The 18,557-nt window shown below is 57.6% G+C and carries 2 protein-coding genes (1 of these 2 only partly in view); both read left to right on the top strand.

Translation table 11 applies throughout. The features are described from left to right. Positions 1–548: 548 nt before the first annotated feature. Positions 549–1,880, top strand: coding sequence for a TolC family outer membrane protein (locus GSF27_RS17505; protein ID WP_160971367.1), 1,332 nt, complete (start codon positions 549–551; stop codon positions 1,878–1,880). 102 nt (positions 1,881–1,982) lie between these two features. Beyond that, a protein-coding gene (locus GSF27_RS17500) for a DUF4347 domain-containing protein (protein WP_160971366.1) crosses the window boundary here: on the top strand, positions 1,983–18,557 show its beginning. 19,449 nt of this gene lie beyond the right edge of the window; 16,575 of the gene's 36,024 nt are visible here — the first part of the coding sequence; it begins with the start codon at positions 1,983–1,985; the stop codon falls past the right edge of the window.

Below are 18,557 nucleotides of genomic sequence, written 5' to 3'. Positions count from 1 at the left end.
ATCATCGAGTAATCGATAATCGCGTTATTGTTGCTGCGGGCTGCGGTCCGCATGCTGCCAGAAAAGGCCACCTCCGGGTGGCCTTTTTTGTTGCCCGTCGTTGTTCCCGGCCGGCGGGCTGCTAATGGCTTTAAGCTGCAACCCTTCCTGCCGGCTTATAATATTTAGGTCTAAGCATAGAAGCCAGGAGTAGCGTGGTGAGCTTCTGGGCGTGCAATTCGACCTAAGTGGCATCCATAAATGGGTCGAAAATGGAAGGATGAGACTTTTCTGCACCTTCCTGGGGCGGAAATGGCGAAAACCTTATAACCATATACATTAAGTGGTTATAAGCAGGTTTTTTGAAATGTCGAGTCGCTCACATGATAGTGAAGAGTTGTGACGAGATTGGTACCATATTGCGCTTAAAACAACATTGATGGTGGATTTTTGCGTCAGCAGGCCACCGCACACAACGACAAATAACGAGACACCACCTGTGCCGACCGGACATTACCGGCGACGGGGATGGCCATTGCAGGATTTTGGGGACTCAAGGACAGGGTGCTATGACAGTGCGACTACCGGGGGCAGTGGTTGCCCTCCTATGGCTGGCCAGCGGGACGACGTTGGCCAGTGAAGGTCTATTGGATGTTCTGAACAAGGCCAAGGACGCCGACCCCGCCTTCCGCGGGGCGGGCCACCAACAAGCAGCGGATCAGGAAGCGGTGAAACAGGCCCGTGCCCGGCTGCTGCCCACGCTGGCGTTCTCCGCCGAGCGTACCGAAAACAGCGACGAAATTGTGGAATCGGACAACCAGGTTACCAATGGCAGCTCGGCCGATTACGACACCACCTCCTTTGCCCTGACCCTCAACCAATCGATCTACAACCACGAGTACTGGGTACGCTATAACCAATCCAAGGTGGTGCGTGATCGGGCAGATATTGCGCTCGACAAGGCTCGCCAGGATCTGCTGATCGAGGTGGCGGAGCGCTACTTCACCGTATTGAAAACCGAAGAGCAGTTGCACGCCATCAGCGCTGAAAAAGAGGCACTGCAACGGCATGTGGAATTTGCCAGCAAGAGCCGCAGTGCCGGCCTCGGGCGGCGTGCGGAAGTGGTAGATGCCGAGGCCCGCTACTTCACCGCACTGGCGGAAGAGGCGCAGTACATGAAGGCGCTGGATGACGCTCGCTTTGCACTGATGGAGAAGACCGGTCTACTGCACGACGAGCTGCGGCCCATGCAGGAAGAGGTGCCGCTGTTGCTGCCGGAACCCGCTGCACCGCAGGCGTGGATCGAGCGCGCCCTGAGTGGCAACCCGGACATCCAGACCCAGCAGTTCTCTCTCGAAGAGGCGCGCATGGAAGTGAAGGCGCAGACCTCCGGTCACTACCCCACACTCAACCTGGTGTATCGCAAATTTGATGAGGATCAGGGCGGCTCCCTGTTCGGTGGTACCAGCCGTATCGAGGGCGACGAGATTGCCCTGCAACTGGAAGTACCTATCTATCAGGGCGGCTCTGTCTCTTCCCGCCGTCGTGAAGCCATCGAGCTGATGTACAAGAGCGAAGAGGAGCTGACCCGGGTCAAGCGCCAGGTGCAGTACGAAGTCAATTCCGCCTTCCAGGGTGTCATGGCCAATATCGCCCAGGTCAAGGCGCTGCAGAAAACCGTGTCTGCGCAACGTGAAGTGGTGATGAACAAGGAGCGGGGCCTGCAGGCCGGGCTCTACTCCATGCTGGTGGTGCTGGACGCCCAGCGCGACCTGGCGGACGCCGAGCGCAACTACATCGAAGCGCGTTATGACTACGCCATCAACAGCCTGAAACTGAAGCGCGCTGCTGGCGTGTTGGTGGAAGGCGATCTGCAGGGCGTTAACGGCTGGCTGCAGTAAGACATTGTTATTCAGGGTGTGACGGACCGGTAGCTGCCGGTCAATAACAAGAACGACACACGCCACAGGCGTGCACGACACTAAAGCTCAAGGGCTAGGGCTATGAAATACATCTTCGCGCGTTTAATGCAATCCCAATACGTTCGTGTTCGGGAGCTGCGCCGCTTCTTCTGGAATGCACAGTCGGTCAAGGCAAAACGCCGCAACCGCTACCTGGCAGAACAGATGGAGGCCCGCTACCTGTTGTCGGCAGACCTGGCACCTTTTGCCGGCGACCAGGCGTTGCGCGAACAGATTGATCATCAGCAGGTGATTCAACAGGTTGTTGAAAACGGCCATTTTGAGAGCACGCGCGAGAATGACCAGCCTCGCCTGGAGCGGGAAGTCCTGCCCGAATTCTTTCATGCCAGCAATGACACCGCCCAGCCCGCGGACGGTCAGAGTGAAGGCTATGTGGCGCCGGATGATGAAGGCATCTACTACGTACAGCAGCTCAACGGTCATCAGTTGGTGGTTGTCGATACCGCTGTTGAAGATTACGAAAAGCTGTTGGACCGCTTTATGGGGCCGGCGGTTAACGAGCTGGAATTCAGTGCGCTGGAAGGCAGCAGCTCGCAGCTGGCGGAGTGGCAGAATGGCGATGCACGTGTCTCTGTGCTGTTGCTGGATGGCGCATCTGCCCAGGACAGCCTGCAGGAAGTGGCCAATGTGCTGGTCGGCTACGGCGATGTGGCGGCGGTACATGTGCTCAGCCACGCCCAGGCTGGCGAGTTGACCCTCGGTAATGTCACCCTCAGCAACGATAACCTCGCCGATTACGACAGCATCCTGCGCAGCTGGGGCGAGGGGCTCACCGACAACGGTGACATCCTCTTCTACGGTTGTAACCTCGCCGACGGTAGTGTCGGTTTTGAGTTTATCGAGCGCCTGGCCGGTGTCACTGCCGCCGACATCGCCGCCTCCACCGACCTCACCGGTAACAGCCGTATCGGCGGTGACTGGATCCTGGAGACCGAACTGGGTGTGGTGGAAGTGCCGGCCATGTTCTCTTCCAACGACCCCCTCTATGAAGGTGTACTGGCCACACAGACAGTGTCCACCAAAACCGTACGTGCGGCAAGTGCTGACTTTACCTCGTCGACAGCCACCATTGAGCTGCAGGCGGGCATGGAGATTCTCGACTTTAGCGGCATCACGGACAACCTGCAGCTGGTACTGGTGAACAAGTCGACCCTGACCGCGCAGCGCGTGAATGCCGATGGCAGCGTCAACGGCGCACTGCGTACTTACCAGTTTGCCTCCGGCGATACCACTTCTGCGATCAAGCAGATCAAAGTGGGTAATGGCACCAGTAAGGTCAAACTGGAGCTGAAGGTGGCCATTGAGGTGCTGGATATTGCCAACGTGGCAGCGGCCAACATTGCTATCAGCAAGAAAGACACGCTAGGCACCCCCGACGACGCCTACACCTGGGTCAAGGATTACGTTGCCATGGGTATCACCGACCCCACGGCGGCGGACGCGGCCACCAGACTGCAGGCGAAAAACAGCATCGCCGTGGTTCTCAGCGGGTCCGGTGAAGTGGGAACCCTGAGCATGGGGCGTGCCGGCGATTCGGCCAATACCCGCCTGATGATCGATGGTAGCGGTACACCAATCACCCTGGATCGGTACAGCTCAGGCCTGGGGGGCTACAGCGGCAAGATTGACCTGCTGTATATGAAAGATGGCGGCACCACCCTGGACACTGTTGTCGACTCCGGTGTTGTACGCGTGAAGGGTATTGATAGTTTTATCGGGTTTACAGTGTCGGATATTGTCTCTGTAACCACTGGGGGTGGCGCGCAGTCTCTGAGTATGGGCAACCTCGACGGGGCGAAAATTGATGCCGGCGCCGGTCATGATCTGCTGATCTCAGGCGCCAATGCCCAGACCCTGATTGGTGGCGAGGGCGACGATACCTACAAGTTCAAGGATGGCTGGGGCACTGACAAGGTGGTCGAAGCCGCACCGCGCAAAGATGGCATCAACAGCAATGTCAGCGGTGACGGTGATGCCCTGGATTTCTCCGAGGTTAATGCCGGGCTGACCGTTGATTTTTACTCGTCGGTGCACAAGGGTGCTGGCGATGCGGACAAGGGCTGGTTCTATACCGAGCCTGACGACACCCAGTTGGGCGACACCACCAAGTTCTATGGCACCACAGTCAAGCAGACCAGTGCAGCGTCCAATACGGTGAGAAACGCCGTGAACATTGAGCAGGTCATTGGTGGCAAGGGCGACAACACCTACACCTTCCATGACAACTGGGGCCAGTATTTTGTCGATACAGGTGTCACCGACCTCTCGCCGACGGTTAATTTTCTGATTGATGATACCGCGTCTAAGGAGACAGAAGGCACACTGGATTTTCGCAATGTTACCCACGACCTGATCTTTGAGCTGGAGCGTACCAGCAATAACGCGTCACCACCGGTTATGACCTCGAGCGTCAAGGTTACGGCTGTAGTCAACGTCAAGGTCAATGTAGGTACTACGGCTGCGCCCATCATCAAGGACATGACCTACACCTACGTGGTCAACGCCAAAAATATCGCCAACATCATCGGTGGTCAGGGCAAGAACACCTACGTCATCAAGGATCAGGATGCCCTGCGAGGCAAAATCCTCACCGCCAACACCACCGGCACGTTAGCCGAGGGGCTGGTCACAGGCACCACTCTGAACGGCGATCCGGTCAGCAGCGGTGTTAACGTACTCGATTATTCCGAGTACGGCTCCGGCAACACACAGGATGTGGTGGTAGACCTGGCCAAGCAGGCCGATGGCACGGTGAAGATGGGAGTCACCGGCATTCTCAATACGGCCACCGGTGTGGCTGCCCCGGCTGCGGTGAAAGAAGTGCAAACGCTGACGGTCCCCAAGTACAAGGCTGATACCAATCTCACGGATGCCCAGAAAAAAGCCAATATCCAGGACTTCCGCATCTCCCTGGGGGGCGTGGAAACCATTGATATCAGCAATACCGGTACCGGCACAGCTGCCCAGGTCGCGACACAAATCGCCACCGCCATGGAAAATGCCATTAACGGCCTGCTGCTGAAGGCTACGCCCACCACCAGTGGTACAGGTACGGGCACCACCGGCACCGGAACCACTACAACAACACCAAAATTTGTCACCGTGACCGGTGCATCCTCGGGTACTGGCGTCAATGCCAACAATGTCTTCACCATTACCTTCCAGAACCTGGGTGACTATCCGGAACTCAAACTGCTCGCCACCACCTATTTCGAGAAGATCGATCCCCAGGACACTGCGGCGTACTTCAACCCCTCAGTGTTGCTGACGTCGCAGCCGGAAGCCGTCTCCGCCGATGGCAAGACCATCACCCGGAAGGTGACCTCCAAGGGGCCGCAGGTCTCCACCACCGATGCACTGGGTAATACCGTCATCGGTGATCGCTATGATATGACCACCACCCTCACCAGGATCGAAATCGACGCGCTGGAAGTGACCAACGCGGTCAGCGGCCTGCAGGCCAACGCTATCGATCGCATTGATGGTGTGATTGGTACCCGCGATACCGGTATCGGTACCCCCAAACGCATGACTGTACTGGGGGACTTCGGCACATTGGTAAACAGCACCGGTAGTGGCAGTGACCTGATCTTCTCGGACAACTACGAGCAGGTTGCCAGCGGACGCTTCTGGCAGGCCGGCGCCGGCGAAGACATTGTTGCCGGTACTGACCAAAATGATGTGCTCTACGGCGGTGCCGGAAATGACGTCGTGGGTGGCGGCCTGGGTGACGATACCCTCAAGGGCGATGCCGGTAACGATCGTCTCTCCGGAGGTGCCGGCGACGATGCCCTCAATGGCGGTGCCGGTAACGATCACCTGAGCGGTGGCTGGGGCGATGACAGCCTCTATGGCGGCACCGGTCACGATATACTTTATGGGGGTGTCGGTAATGACACCCTGATCGGGGGTACCGGTTACGATCGCTACGTGTTTGAGAATGGCTGGGGCCATGACACGGTTATCGAAAGCAAGTCGGGGAGCAACGGTTCCACCAAAGATGAAGGCCTGAAAGAGATGGGCGATGTGCTGGATTTCTCCAGCGTTACCCAGAACATGACCTATGTCTTTAACTCCACCAACCTGATTGCCGGCACAGGTGTGTTTGTCAAAGACAAAACCAGCTGGTTGAAAACCCTGACCGGATTTGGTGATGTTACCGGTCACTTTGCCGAAAGCGCCGACATTGTGCGGGTGAACGACTCCGGCAACAGTAACGAAATTCAGCGGGTATTTCTTGCCGGTGCACAGAGCGGCACTTTCAGCCTTACCACCGATACCAACAAGTTCCCCAAACCGGATGGCAGCTTCGGTACCCTTAGTGCCACAGGTATTGCGGTAGGTTCATCCTCGTCGGTCACGGTCAATAATATCAAGACCAAGCTGGCAGAGCAGGTTCGCAGTTTGCTGGGGCTGGCGGCGACGGTCACCGATGATGAGATTATCAAGGTGAGCTCGGTGGGATCCGGTACCGGCGCGTTTGATATCGAGTTCCTGAAGCCGCTGTACACCAATGTACCGACACTGAAAATCGCGGCGACCGGCTTTACCTACGCGAAGCCCACCGTAAGTCTGGGCAAGGCCGGTACCACCGAGGTAGACCCGGCGACCAACCTGGTTACCCGCCACATAAACCCGGAGTTTACCCTCGATCTGGGTATGGCTGACTCCGGCAGCTTTACCCTGGCGTTTACCTACAAGGAAACCAACCAGACCAACGGTGCGGTCACGCCGAATAAAAGTTTCAGCCAGACCATCAATATCAACAGCGGTTCCACGCTGCAGGATGTGGCACTGGCCATTCAGAACGCCATGTCGAACCGCTCTGTGCCGGTCTATGCCAACGTTACCCTGGCGGGTATCGGCAACAAGTTCAAGGTGGAAATCACCAGCCCGGAAATCAGTGATGTGGTGTTCAGCAGTACGGAAATTGCTACCAGCACATTGGTTGGCAAACCGGATGTCTGGGTACAGAAAGAGGGGGCGTCGGTACGGGAGGTAAAACTCCTGGCGCTGAATAATGCCAATGAAGGCTCCTTCACCCTGAGCATGGGCGGCTATACCACGGCCGCGATTACCATTCCCGACAGCAGCTCGGTACCGGCTGGTTCCACCCTTGAAGAGGCCACGCGCCTTGCCATCGAAACCGCACTCAATAATCTGAAGCGCAATTTCATTGGCATGACCTACAGCGTTGAAGTCAAGGTAGAGACTTTTACCACGACGCTGAAAGAGTTTCTGATCACCTTCAAAACCCCCGGCGAGAGTAATGTCGCCGATATGACGGTGGATATCAGCCAGCTCACTGGCTCCAACAATATTGCCGGCCATGTGGCCACTATTGAAGAAGGCAGCCGTCCCGGTGATGTGCACGCCTTTGAAACCATTCTCGCTCCCAACGCCGACGCTCACTTTATTTTTGGTTCGGCGTCGCTGGAAGAGATGCTGAAAGCTATTGGCCTGCCAGAGCCACTGCGCAAACAGAAAACCGTTACCATTGATACCAGTACCCTGACCTCAAATGGCCATGTCCTGGATATCGACTTCAGCCAGGTGGCTGATGAGCTGAACTTCAACTTTGAGCAGGTGGGTGCGGTTAAGGAAGTGCAGCCGCTGAAAACTGCCACTACCACCAGTGGTGAGTTTGCACTGGATTATAAAGTGCAGGAGAAGCAGCGCCTGACCTTCAACGGCGCGGATATGCCGAGCGGTACTTTCAAGCTGGCGTTCAAGGATCCGGCCACTGGCCAGGTGAAAACCACTGCCTTGATTACGATGGTGTACAACGCCGACGGACGGGTTGACGTCAAGGCCACAGCGGCCAAAATCCAGGCAGAGCTGAACAAGCTCAGTATTGCCGGTGGCACCCTGGCGACCAAGGTGACAGGTGTCAGCCGCGATGGCTCTCCGTTGACCTCGCAGTCCACCTCGGCAGAGATGAAGGCCAACACCTGGGATATCGTCTTTACCAATGCCCAGTTGCTGGATGTTGATCTGCTGGAGGTGCAGGGCGCCTCCTTCGCCACCAGTGTGACCGAAGTACGCAAAGGTGAGCACAAGGTAACCGATACCATTACCCTGACCAGCGGTAACTTTGAGGCTAACCGTCTCGCTATTCAGAATGCGCTCAATACCACTCTGGGTGAGGGCTCGGTGACGGTCAAAAAGCCGAAGGCGACCCTCGGCTCCGTGACCACCACGACCAGTGGCTTTACCTACAACATCATTTTCAATAACCCTGAAGATGTGGTGCTGACCCGGGCGCTGAAAGACATCAATGGTGTAAACCTGACCTTCGCCACACCACTGACCGGCAGTTTCGATTTGCCGCAAACAGCCACTGCGGGCAAGGTAGAAGGTAATCATGGTCAGCTCTCGCTGACCGTCGAGCGTCTGGCGCCGCGGCCAGACACCCTCAGTACGGATTCACAGGCTTCCGGCCTGGTCGATATGTTGCTGGGCGAGAGTGTCTTCGAAACCTTTGTCTTTACCGATGTGGGTAAAAACACGGTGGTGCGTGGTGGTGTTAATGCCAACACCTTCTCCATTGCCGGGAAAACGGCCTTCGAAGGCACGATTATCGGTGGCACTGGCCTGCGCCCCTTGTCCGCGCACATCAACGCCGGTGAGATTACCGACCTGTTGGGTCTGTCGGCTCCGGATCTGACGGTGAAAAACACCGTGGATATTTCCGGGGGTGGCCTGATTGACCTGGCCAAACCTTCCAAGGTTGACCTGAAAAAGGTGGCCACCGATTCGATCCGGGTGGAAACCATTGTCGATGGCAGGAACCATGGTGAACTGCAACGGCTGTATATTCCCGAGGCCACCTCCGGGGCCTTTACGCTGATGCTGGACAGCACCACTACCGGGCCTGTGCACCTGGTGCCGCCGGTCAAACAGCAGGTGCTGGTGAGTGACAATACCGCGTTCAGTCTCAACTACATCGACCTTAATGGTACGACCAAAAGCCTGAGTTTTGCTGCCACCGATACGGCGACTGAGATTGCTGCCACCATCAATGCGCAGCTGGCGTTTGAGTTCGGTCTGGATACCGGGACGGCGGTGGTTTCCGTGAGCAAAAATGCCAGCGGCTACCTGCTGAACTTCGTCAATCAGAACAACCTGGTGGAATTCCGCACGGCGGCCAGCGGTAGTGCGGCTGTCTATTCTCTGGCGAGCAGTGCGACTGTGGATTACACAGCGTTGGCGCAGCGCATTGAAAATGCCATCTATTACGCCCTCACCGGCGGAGCGGGCACGGGTACCGGTCCGGCACCGGCGCGTACCGTGAGTGTGACCGCAGGTGCGACGCCAGGGACCTTTGATATTGAATGGCTGACGTCAGGCGACCAGCCGGTGACGGTGCTGACCAACCTGTCGCTGGCGGCGGCTACGGTCACGTCGACGCTGGAGGCGACAGGTACGGCCAGTGCACAGAAACAGGTGCTGACCATTACCCCGCCGTCAACCGCGGGCGACGGCTACGTGCTGACAATTGGCAGTTTTGAAACCGGCCATCTGGCGGATGATGCCGGTGCAACCGAGATCCAGCAGGCACTGCAAACCCTGATCAATGCCAAAGCGTCGCTGGTGGGCACCGTCAGTGTGACTGGCTCCGGTCCCTTTACCATCACCATTACCGGTGGCTCCCTGCCGGCCATTGGCCAGAAAACCATTTTTGGTACGGCGCTGGGAACGCCAGCGGCCGTGACACCACAGCAAACTGCAGCGCAGCAACAAACCCTGACTCTCAACGATGCAACCCAGGGTGTATTGCAGCTGCAATTTACCCTTACTGCCGTAGCCGATGGCTCCGAGGTTATCGGGAATGCCTACGTGGATATCAGTCAGGCGGCCAACCCTGCGGATATCAGCAACGAGATCAAGTCGGCACTGGACGCCGCCCTCGCAGCACAGAGCGTCACGGGAACCGTGAATGTGGCCCTACTCGCCGGCAAATATGTGATTGATTTTGTCGCAGACCCGCTGTTGACCACCCACTCGGTGACCTCGGTAGGCCTGACCGCGTATGGGCTGACCACGGCGTTGGGCGATCAGTCCCAGGTCGACGTGCCGGTGGGCATTGTACCCTCCTACCTGCAGCGCACTGATCCGGCGGTTGCCGGCGGGGCCATTGATCCCAACCTGCTGTACAAGTTTGCCCTGCCACCGGTTGTGGCCGGGGAGACCATCAGCGGTACCTTTACCATCAGTTATGCGGGTGTCAGCAGTGGGCCGATTACCTACGACGCAACACCGGCTACCCTGCTCAGCAATATTCAGACAGCACTGACCGCCGCCACCGGCATGACCGTGGTGGCGGTAACAGGCAGTGGCACCGTGGCAGCTCCGTTTACGGTGGAGCTGGTGCCCGACAACAGCCGTGGCCAGCAAGGCTTTGTGGTGGATGGCAGCCAGCTCATGATCACTAAAGACGCCGCGGCGACGACGCCCGAGTTTGGCCGCGTGGTGACCATTGTTGACGGTGCCACCGCTGCGCCCATCAGTGAGGTACAGCGCCTGACGCTGACCGATCAGGCGCTGACCAATATGCGCCTGACGCTCAATGGCATTACCACCCGGGAAATTGCCATTACCGCTAATGATGTGACCACCGCCAATAACATCCAGGCGGCGTTGAATGCGGCACTGGGGGCGGGCAAGGTTACGGTTACGGCAGAGGCCGGCAAGGTAAAAACCTGGCTGATCACGTTTATCGCCACCACTCCCACCGGACCGACCGACAAACTGCTGGCCGGTGAGAATATTGACACCATCACGGCCTTCTCCAAGGACGACTTTACCCAGACCGTTCTGACCCATGCCTTTGGCAAACAGGCCGGCTTTACCGGTCGCATCCAGAACATCCAGAACGTTACCTTTGGTGCTGGCCTGAACTGGGTTGTGGATTCGACCCTGAGTCCGCTTGAATCCGTCGGCAACTCTGCACTGGGCAGTAACGTCTTTGAGGTGGGTGGCAACCTGCTGGAGTCTGTGATCACCAACGAGTGGGCACTGATGCTGGCCAATGGTCTGGTCAGCTCGGTGATCAATGGCGAGCCGTCCCTGTTTGCCGAACCCACGGTGGCGCCCGGGCTGCACTTCCTGGCCGGTGGCTGGGGTGGGGATACCTACAAGTTCAGTGGCTTGTGGGGTGGCGCGGTGGTGTTTGAACTGCCGGACCTCGAAGTCGTCGGTACCAACGCCCAGTTCTTCGATACCCTGGATATGTCCGATGCCGGCTTCGGCAAAAAAGGGCAGGTATCCGGGCGCGAGATCAAGAACAGCCTCTATTACGATATTTACGAAGTCACCACGGAAAATATTTCCGAGCTGACGCAACTGATCGAGATCGCGGGCCAACCAACTGCGCCGCTCTCTATTGGCACCAACTTTATTATGGTGCGGGATCAGCTGTTCGGTTCGGCGCTGACAGCCTTGGGCGTGCCCCTGCCAGAGGACTTCAGCAGTTACCTGGGTAACTATGTGTTCGCTACCGGTATCGAGAATATCGTCGGTGGCGGCGGTGAAAATATTTTCACCTTCCACGGCGACGCGCGTATCAAAGGGGTGATCGCTTCCGAAGGTGATATCACCCTCAACTACGCCAATTACGACGATAACGTCGATTACACCAACCCGGCGACCTTCAATGATGCCGTGGTGGGTGTCACGGTCGATGGTACGGCGGGTATTGAGTACACCCTGTGGGATTCGGTCGATGTGCCGGTGTGGGGCGAAATCGGTGAGTCGGCGGTGAGCTTCGGCGGTGCCACCTCGGTATTGGGTGAGCGCTGGAATGGCCTGTCCGGCATCCTCAATGACGCGGTTGACGGCAGCTCCATGTGGAAACTGTCCAACAACGCGGTGGCCGGCTACACCAAGGTGATTGGCTCGCTGGGCGATGACACCTTCGTCGGCAACGGCAACGACAACATCTTTGTGGTCGGTCATGGCAGTGGCAAGGACACTGTCGACGGCGGCGACATGGATGAAAACGGCAACACCATCAGCGTCGATGGTGAGCTGGGCAACTTCGCCATCGATATTGCCACCGGCAAGGTTTGGCGCGACGGCTCCACTCCCGGTACCGAGGTCGATGAGGTACAGCAGCTGTCGCTGGCCGGATTGGCGGGCGATCAATTTACCCTGTCCCTGAGTGGTGATGCGGCATTGGCCGACTTTACCAGTGGCACCATCACAGTGGGCGCCACTCCCATCGACACCCGCACCAATATCCAGGCGGCGCTGGATGCCGCTGCTCCCGGCCGCTTCAGTGTGGCGGTGGATGGCAGTAATTTCCTCATTACCTTCCTGGACCTGGAGCGCTTTCAGGATGCTGTGCAGCTGAGTGTTACCGACCTGACACTGGTGGCGCCTGGCGACAGCCTGTTGTTTGCGGCCAGCGCGGTGTCCGGTGCCGAACAGAACTACGTTCACCAGCTGACTCTGGGCAGCCAGTTGCGCGGCGGCAGTTTCAGCTTCGGTTTTGAGCACCCGGATGGGGTCAGCGGTCCGGTCAGTGTGAGTGTGCCCATTAGCAGTCTGAATCCGGGCAGCATCGCGCTGGCGCTGGAGGAGGCACTCAATGCCCTGCTGGGTATTACCACAGATGTCAGCGTCAGTGATGCGGCCAGCTTTACTCTGGATGTCGAGTTCTCCGATCCACAGAACACCGCCATCACCGCTATTACCTTTGACAGTTCACTGCTGTTCCACGGCTCCCGTGTGACCACGATCAGCGATGGCGCCACGCTGGCGGCTGAATTCAAAAACATCCATATGATCGAAGGCGGTCAGGGCAACGATATTCTGCGCGACGACAGCCGTGAGGTGGTGGTTACCGAGCTGATGGACAGGGTGGCCAACCCGGGCGCAGCGGCTGAATACACCCTGGATTTCAATGGCAGCAGCTATGCCGAAGGCGAGAAGCTGAAGCTCAGTTTTGTCAATCCCGACAAGACCGACGAGCGCCTGGAAGCCGAGTTCGAGATAGGTGAGGATGACAATGACACCCGCCTCAGCCTGAGTGGTGCGCTGACCAAGCTGTCCGGTATCAGCTATACCCTGGAAGAGACTGCCAGCGGTGTGATTACCCTGAAATTTACCGGTTCCAACGCCGGGCTGGTCAGCGACCTGTCGGTGGATACCCCGGCCACGACCTTCTACTTCTTTGACCAGTTCGGTCGCGACCAGGTATTCGCTACTGGCGGTGATGACGTGCTGGACTTCTCGGCGGTGACCCACAAGATCAGCAAGTCGGCCGAGCAAAACGATGCTTTGGGTACCTTTGTTGCCTATAGCTATACCGACGAAAATGGTACCTACCACGAGGTCAAGGCCTACGGCACTTTCGAAGAGAAAGGGCTGCAAACTGAGTCCACAGGCGCTGGCCTGTGGACCGCCTTTAAGGGATCGCAGGGCTTCGGTGACCTGACCACCACAGTGGCTACAGGTACCGGGGGCTCCCTCAGTGTCGGCCAGAATATCGATGCCCTGGTGGCGGAAGCCAGGGCGCGCTGGGAAGCTGTGTTGCCCGCGGATACGCTGGCAGCTCTGGATAATATTACGGTTGTGATCGCCGACATCAGCGATACTGGTGTGGTGGGAAGAACCACCAGCGTGCTCAACAGCACAACCGGTGAGCGTGAATACACTATTACCCTGGATGTGGATGCCGGCGGTGGCTCCTGGTATGTGGATACCACTGCCAGTGATGACAGTGACGACAGCTATGACGCTATTGATCTGCTGACGGTGCTGATGCACGAGATGGGTCATACGCTGGGTATGGAACACCCGGATCTGGGTACGCCGGACCTGATGGATGAGCTGATCGACAAGGGTCAACGCCTGTTGCCCACCAGTGATCACTTTATGCTGTTGTCCGACCAGACCAAACTGAGCGTTGGCCTGGGCCAGTTTGCCGACTGGTCGCAGAACATGGGCGCCAAGATCGATGCCTATCTGGACGACGCGACTGCCATACCGTTTACCGATAAGTCCCTGTCCGACCTGCTGGGCAACAGCGTCACCGATCTGGCCGGAAATATTCACGACAGTATCGACACGTTTGTGCAGGCAATTGACGCTTACCTTGACTTGAACGACAGCGTTTCCACCCGTGACCTGCTGCAGCACCTGCAGGGCGACTATGACGTTACTATCGCCTCGTCGTCCAACCAGAAGGAATACAGCGTATCGCTGGCGCTGGCGGAGTTCAGCCAGCTGGTAGACCTGAACCTGGACGAGCTGCTCAACTTCAGTGAAACCTTCGGTTTCGCCCTGCCATTGGAGATTACCCAATCCCAGCCGCTGGTGATCAGCGGTGGTATCGACATGATGTTTAACTTCGGCGTCGATAACGATGGCCAGTTCTACGTCAAAAACCCGGGGCTGGATGCCAACTTCAATTTTGGTGAAGAGTATATCGACATCACCGGTATCAACGCCGGTGATGCAGGCAGTGCCAGCGTCACCATTGCCGGTGATCATACCGGCGCCGTCAACAGCACCGAAGCCGGTATGCTGATGGCTGGCGACAGCTTCTACCTGATTGGTACCGATGGCACCGACGACCTGTACACCGTCAAAAGCATCGATTACGACTTTGCCAGCAACACCACCACCATTGTGGTGGAGGAGCCGATTGATGCGGCTGATATCAGCGATGAAGTCCAGGGTAGTCTGCTGAAGACCTACGACTTTGGCCTGAACATTGGCCCGGTTGGCTTTAACGCCAATGATGCGGCGCTGTCACTGGGTGCCTCCGTGGGCATGGGCTTTGATGGCGTGCTGACCTACGACGGTATGGTGAGTGATGCCGGTGGTTCACTGGTGAGCCTGCCGCAGTTGGACAGCGATGCCCATTACGAAGTGCTGCTGCCGATTTCCCTCGCCGGTGCGCTGGATGGTTTCAGTGACCAGCAAGGCTTTATCACGGCTTCCAGCAGTGTGCTGCCGGACGATGCCAACATCGCCCAGTTCCTCGCCAGTATCCCTTCAGCGGTACAGTTCAATAACCTGGAAGAGGTGTTCAGCTTCAGTGGCTTGTCGCTGGATATGATCATTGGCGGTGTCGACGACCTGCTCAAGGATGTGGTGGGCACGGATACCCAGGTGCTGGGCCAGATCAGTGGCAGCACCATCACCTATTTTGAAGAGCGTTGGTCCGAGAGGTCTGATACCCCTGTGGTTGCCGACTATACCGCGGTGGAAGCGGACGGTATCCAGGAGAGCAAGTACGTTATTCTGGAAGACGGCAAAGGCCTGACCCTGTATCAGTGGAATGACGGCAGCAGCGACGTCTGGGGTGTGGAAACCTACATCGACAATGTGCGCAAGCTGCAGGTTTATGAACTCAGCTCCTGGGCAGAGGCCGGCAGTTACGATACCAGTGACGTGGCCTATGAAGTCCTTGTCGAGAACGAAATCACCGGCACGCAGACGCTGAGCCGCTTCAATATCAAAGACGGTGCCCTGTACGACGAGATCCCGTTCGTCGGTGTCAGCATCGCCGATATCCTAGGCGATGGCGCGGTCAGCTTTGCCGCCGGTCTGAGTAACGCCGTCTCCACGGTGCGCGACGCGGCGCGCAATATCCAGCAGCTGGAAGAGATGCTCAACGAAGAGCTGCGTATCCTGCTGCAGCCACTGGGTGTGGCGGATGATGCTGACATTGTCAGCATGAGCTATTTCGATTCGGCCTTCGATTTCGATCTCAATTTTGAGGTATTTGCCGAAAAGGCCTTCGACCTGGACCTGGACATCGATGACCTGAACCTGGATGAGTGGTTGGGCCTCGGCGCCGGTGCACTGGATGCCATCAATGTGGAGGCGGATGCACAGATACTGCTGCGTGCCGAAGCCGGCCTGGACCTGGGCTTTGGTTTTGACCTGAGCGATGTGCGCACGCCGGTCTACTACATCGATGAGCAGACGGGCATTTACGCATCGGTGCAAGGCAGTGCCAGCAACATGGGCGTGGAACTGGGCTTCGACGCCGGCGCGCTGGGTACCATCGGTCTGGTGGGCAAAAACGGCTCGGCCATGGTCGACCTGGGCTTCTACGCCAACCTTGGCAGCCCCACCGGCGACAGCGATGGTGACGGCTATCTGGAGTTTGGTGAGCTGCGCGATGCCTTCCAGGCGAAAGCCTACGGCAATGCCGGTATCAACCTGCCTCTGTTCTTCCCGATTGAGGCGCTGCCGTTGGGTGGAACAGACAAGGATCGCAACTCTGACGGTATTGCCGACAACGTGCTGAACGCCCGCGCCAGTTTCAGCGTTGACCAGAACGCGAACTTTGCCCATACCTTCAACTACAACCTGCCGAAGTTCAATATGAACTTCGATATCGTCGCGGCGCTGTTGGGCCTCCTCAACGACCCGGGCACCATGCGCGCCGGACTGGAAGGTTTCTTCGGTGCCATCGACGAGGTGGCCAACGGTATCGACAATATCGAGCTGCCGCTGGTCGGTGGTTCAGCGTTTGATGATCTGGCCAACAGCCTGCGCAGTATTGGCTCCAGCATCATGGGTGACAAGTCCGGCGACGACTATATCGTCGACGGGGAAGGCAAGGGTACCGGCAGTGGTCTGGGGGCAACACTGCAGCAACTGGAAGCCAGTGGCGGCAAGGTGTTTGAAACCCTGCTCAACGAAATTCGCCAGGCACTCTACGACGGCCTTAGTGTGCTGGACAGTGACCTGTTTGCCTTTGTGGTGCCGGATAAGGACGACAATGGTGCGATTCGCTACGACGACAACGGCAAGATCCTTACCCGTAAACCCACCAGCGCTGACGACATTGAGCTGATTCTGTCGCCCAACGGTCTGCTTACCTTTGATATCAAGTTCGGTGGCGTGCTGGTGGATGGCGAGCTGCCGGTGGACTTCAGTGTCGGCATGCCGGGGCTGGGTCTGGATGTGGATGCGGCGCTGCGTGCGCAGATCGATTACCTGATGGGCATTGGTCTTGGCATCGGCAACATGGCACTGGAAGGCCGGGCGCCGGATTTTGGCGTGTTCCTGAATACCTCGGGGATTAACAGCAAGGGCGAAGAGATCGCTCTGGATGTGGATGCCACCCTGGTGTCCGGTTCCAAAGCCCAGGGGACGCTGGGCTTCCTGAAAGTGGATGTGGAAGACGTAAATACCAAAGGCGGCAGTGGCCTGCACGGTCACTTCGGCTTTGATATCCAGGACCTGGGGGGCAGTGCCGGCACTGTCGGTGGCGACGGGCGTCTGGAGCTGGGTGAAAAAATTGGTCTGGCGATCAACGCCAATGCCTATGCGGAAGCGGATCTGTTCGCCAAGGTGGCGACCACGGCGGCGGATGTCTTGCCGTCCATTGATACCACCATTCACTACTTCCAGGACCTTGCCAGCGGTTCTATTTCCACCAGCAAGGGTGCCAGTATTTCGTTTGGTGACCCGCAGATTACTCTGTCAAATGTGCGCCTGGATGTGGGCTCGGTGTTTGAAAGTTTCCTCGGTGATACCTTCGATACCATTTGGCAGATCGTCGGCCCACTGAAGCCGGTGATTAACCTGTTGAACACCACCGTGGATATGGGGGTGGCCAAGCTCAAGTTTATCGATATCGCCTATTTGCGTTTGCCGGCCTCTCAGGTCGATACCGCCAAAAAAGTGATTGCCGCACTGGATGCCACCATCAAGTTCCTTGAGCAGGCCAAGTCGCTGAAGACAGCTGGATACATCGATTTTGGTGACTTTGACCTGACCGGTGGCTACGCCACCGACACCTCGGCGCCAGTGACATCGAAGAATGTGGCTGGCGCGAAAACCGAAGCGGAACGTAACGCGCAGCTGGGCAGTCACGCCCAGACCATTGCTGGTCCTAACCAGCAGGGGCTGGACGGCGGTATCTCCAGCGCCAACCGCAATACGGCCACCTTCGGTAATCCGCCCGGACAGAAGAACTTCCGCATCCCGCTGCTGGAAGATCCCATGAGCCTGCTGCAGTTTATTACCGGCCGCGGTGAAGTGGATCTGTTCTGGTACGACCTGCCGGACCTGTCGCTGTTCTTCGAATACCAGAAAACCTTCCCGGTTTACCCTGGCTTTAACGTCGGCTTCTTCGGTGAGATTGGTGCCTACACCAACTTCGACTTCGGCTTTGATACCCGCGGTTTCCGCGAGTGGATGGAGACCGACTTTGACGCCGCCGAGAGCTGGCGCCTGTTTAACGGCTTCTACCTGGACGACCACGGCCAGGAGAATACCGCTACTGACAAGGCCGAGATTCAGCTGCGCGCCGCCATTGGTGTGGTGGCCAGCCTGGGTATTGGGGGGCTGGTGGAAGCTGGCGTGAAAGGCGGCATTGAAGCCATTATCGGCTTTGACCTCAATGACATGGAAACCAAGTTCCTCGACGACCTGCCGGTGGGCGACGGCAAGATGTACGGCAGCGAACTGGTGGAGCGCATCACCCACGGTCCACAGTGTCTGTTTGACATGAGTGGCCAGCTCAACCTGTTCCTGGAGGCCTTCCTGTGGGTGGGCGTGGACCTGGGCTTGAGCAAGATCACCCTGTTTGAAGCCCGCAACCGCTTCGTCAATGAAGTGTTG

Origin of the sequence: Pseudomaricurvus sp. HS19 (assembly GCF_009857815.1) — a bacterium.
In the GTDB taxonomy this organism is placed as follows: Bacteria; Pseudomonadota; Gammaproteobacteria; order Pseudomonadales; family Cellvibrionaceae; genus Pseudomaricurvus.
This window is presented reverse-complemented; position numbering and strand designations above follow the sequence as displayed.

What these genes read in the sequence shown, in the direction of transcription:
- GSF27_RS17505 (WP_160971367.1), top strand. Translation starts at nt 549, where the DNA reads ATGACAGTGCGACTACCGGGGGCAGTGGTTGCCCTCCTATGGCTGGCC.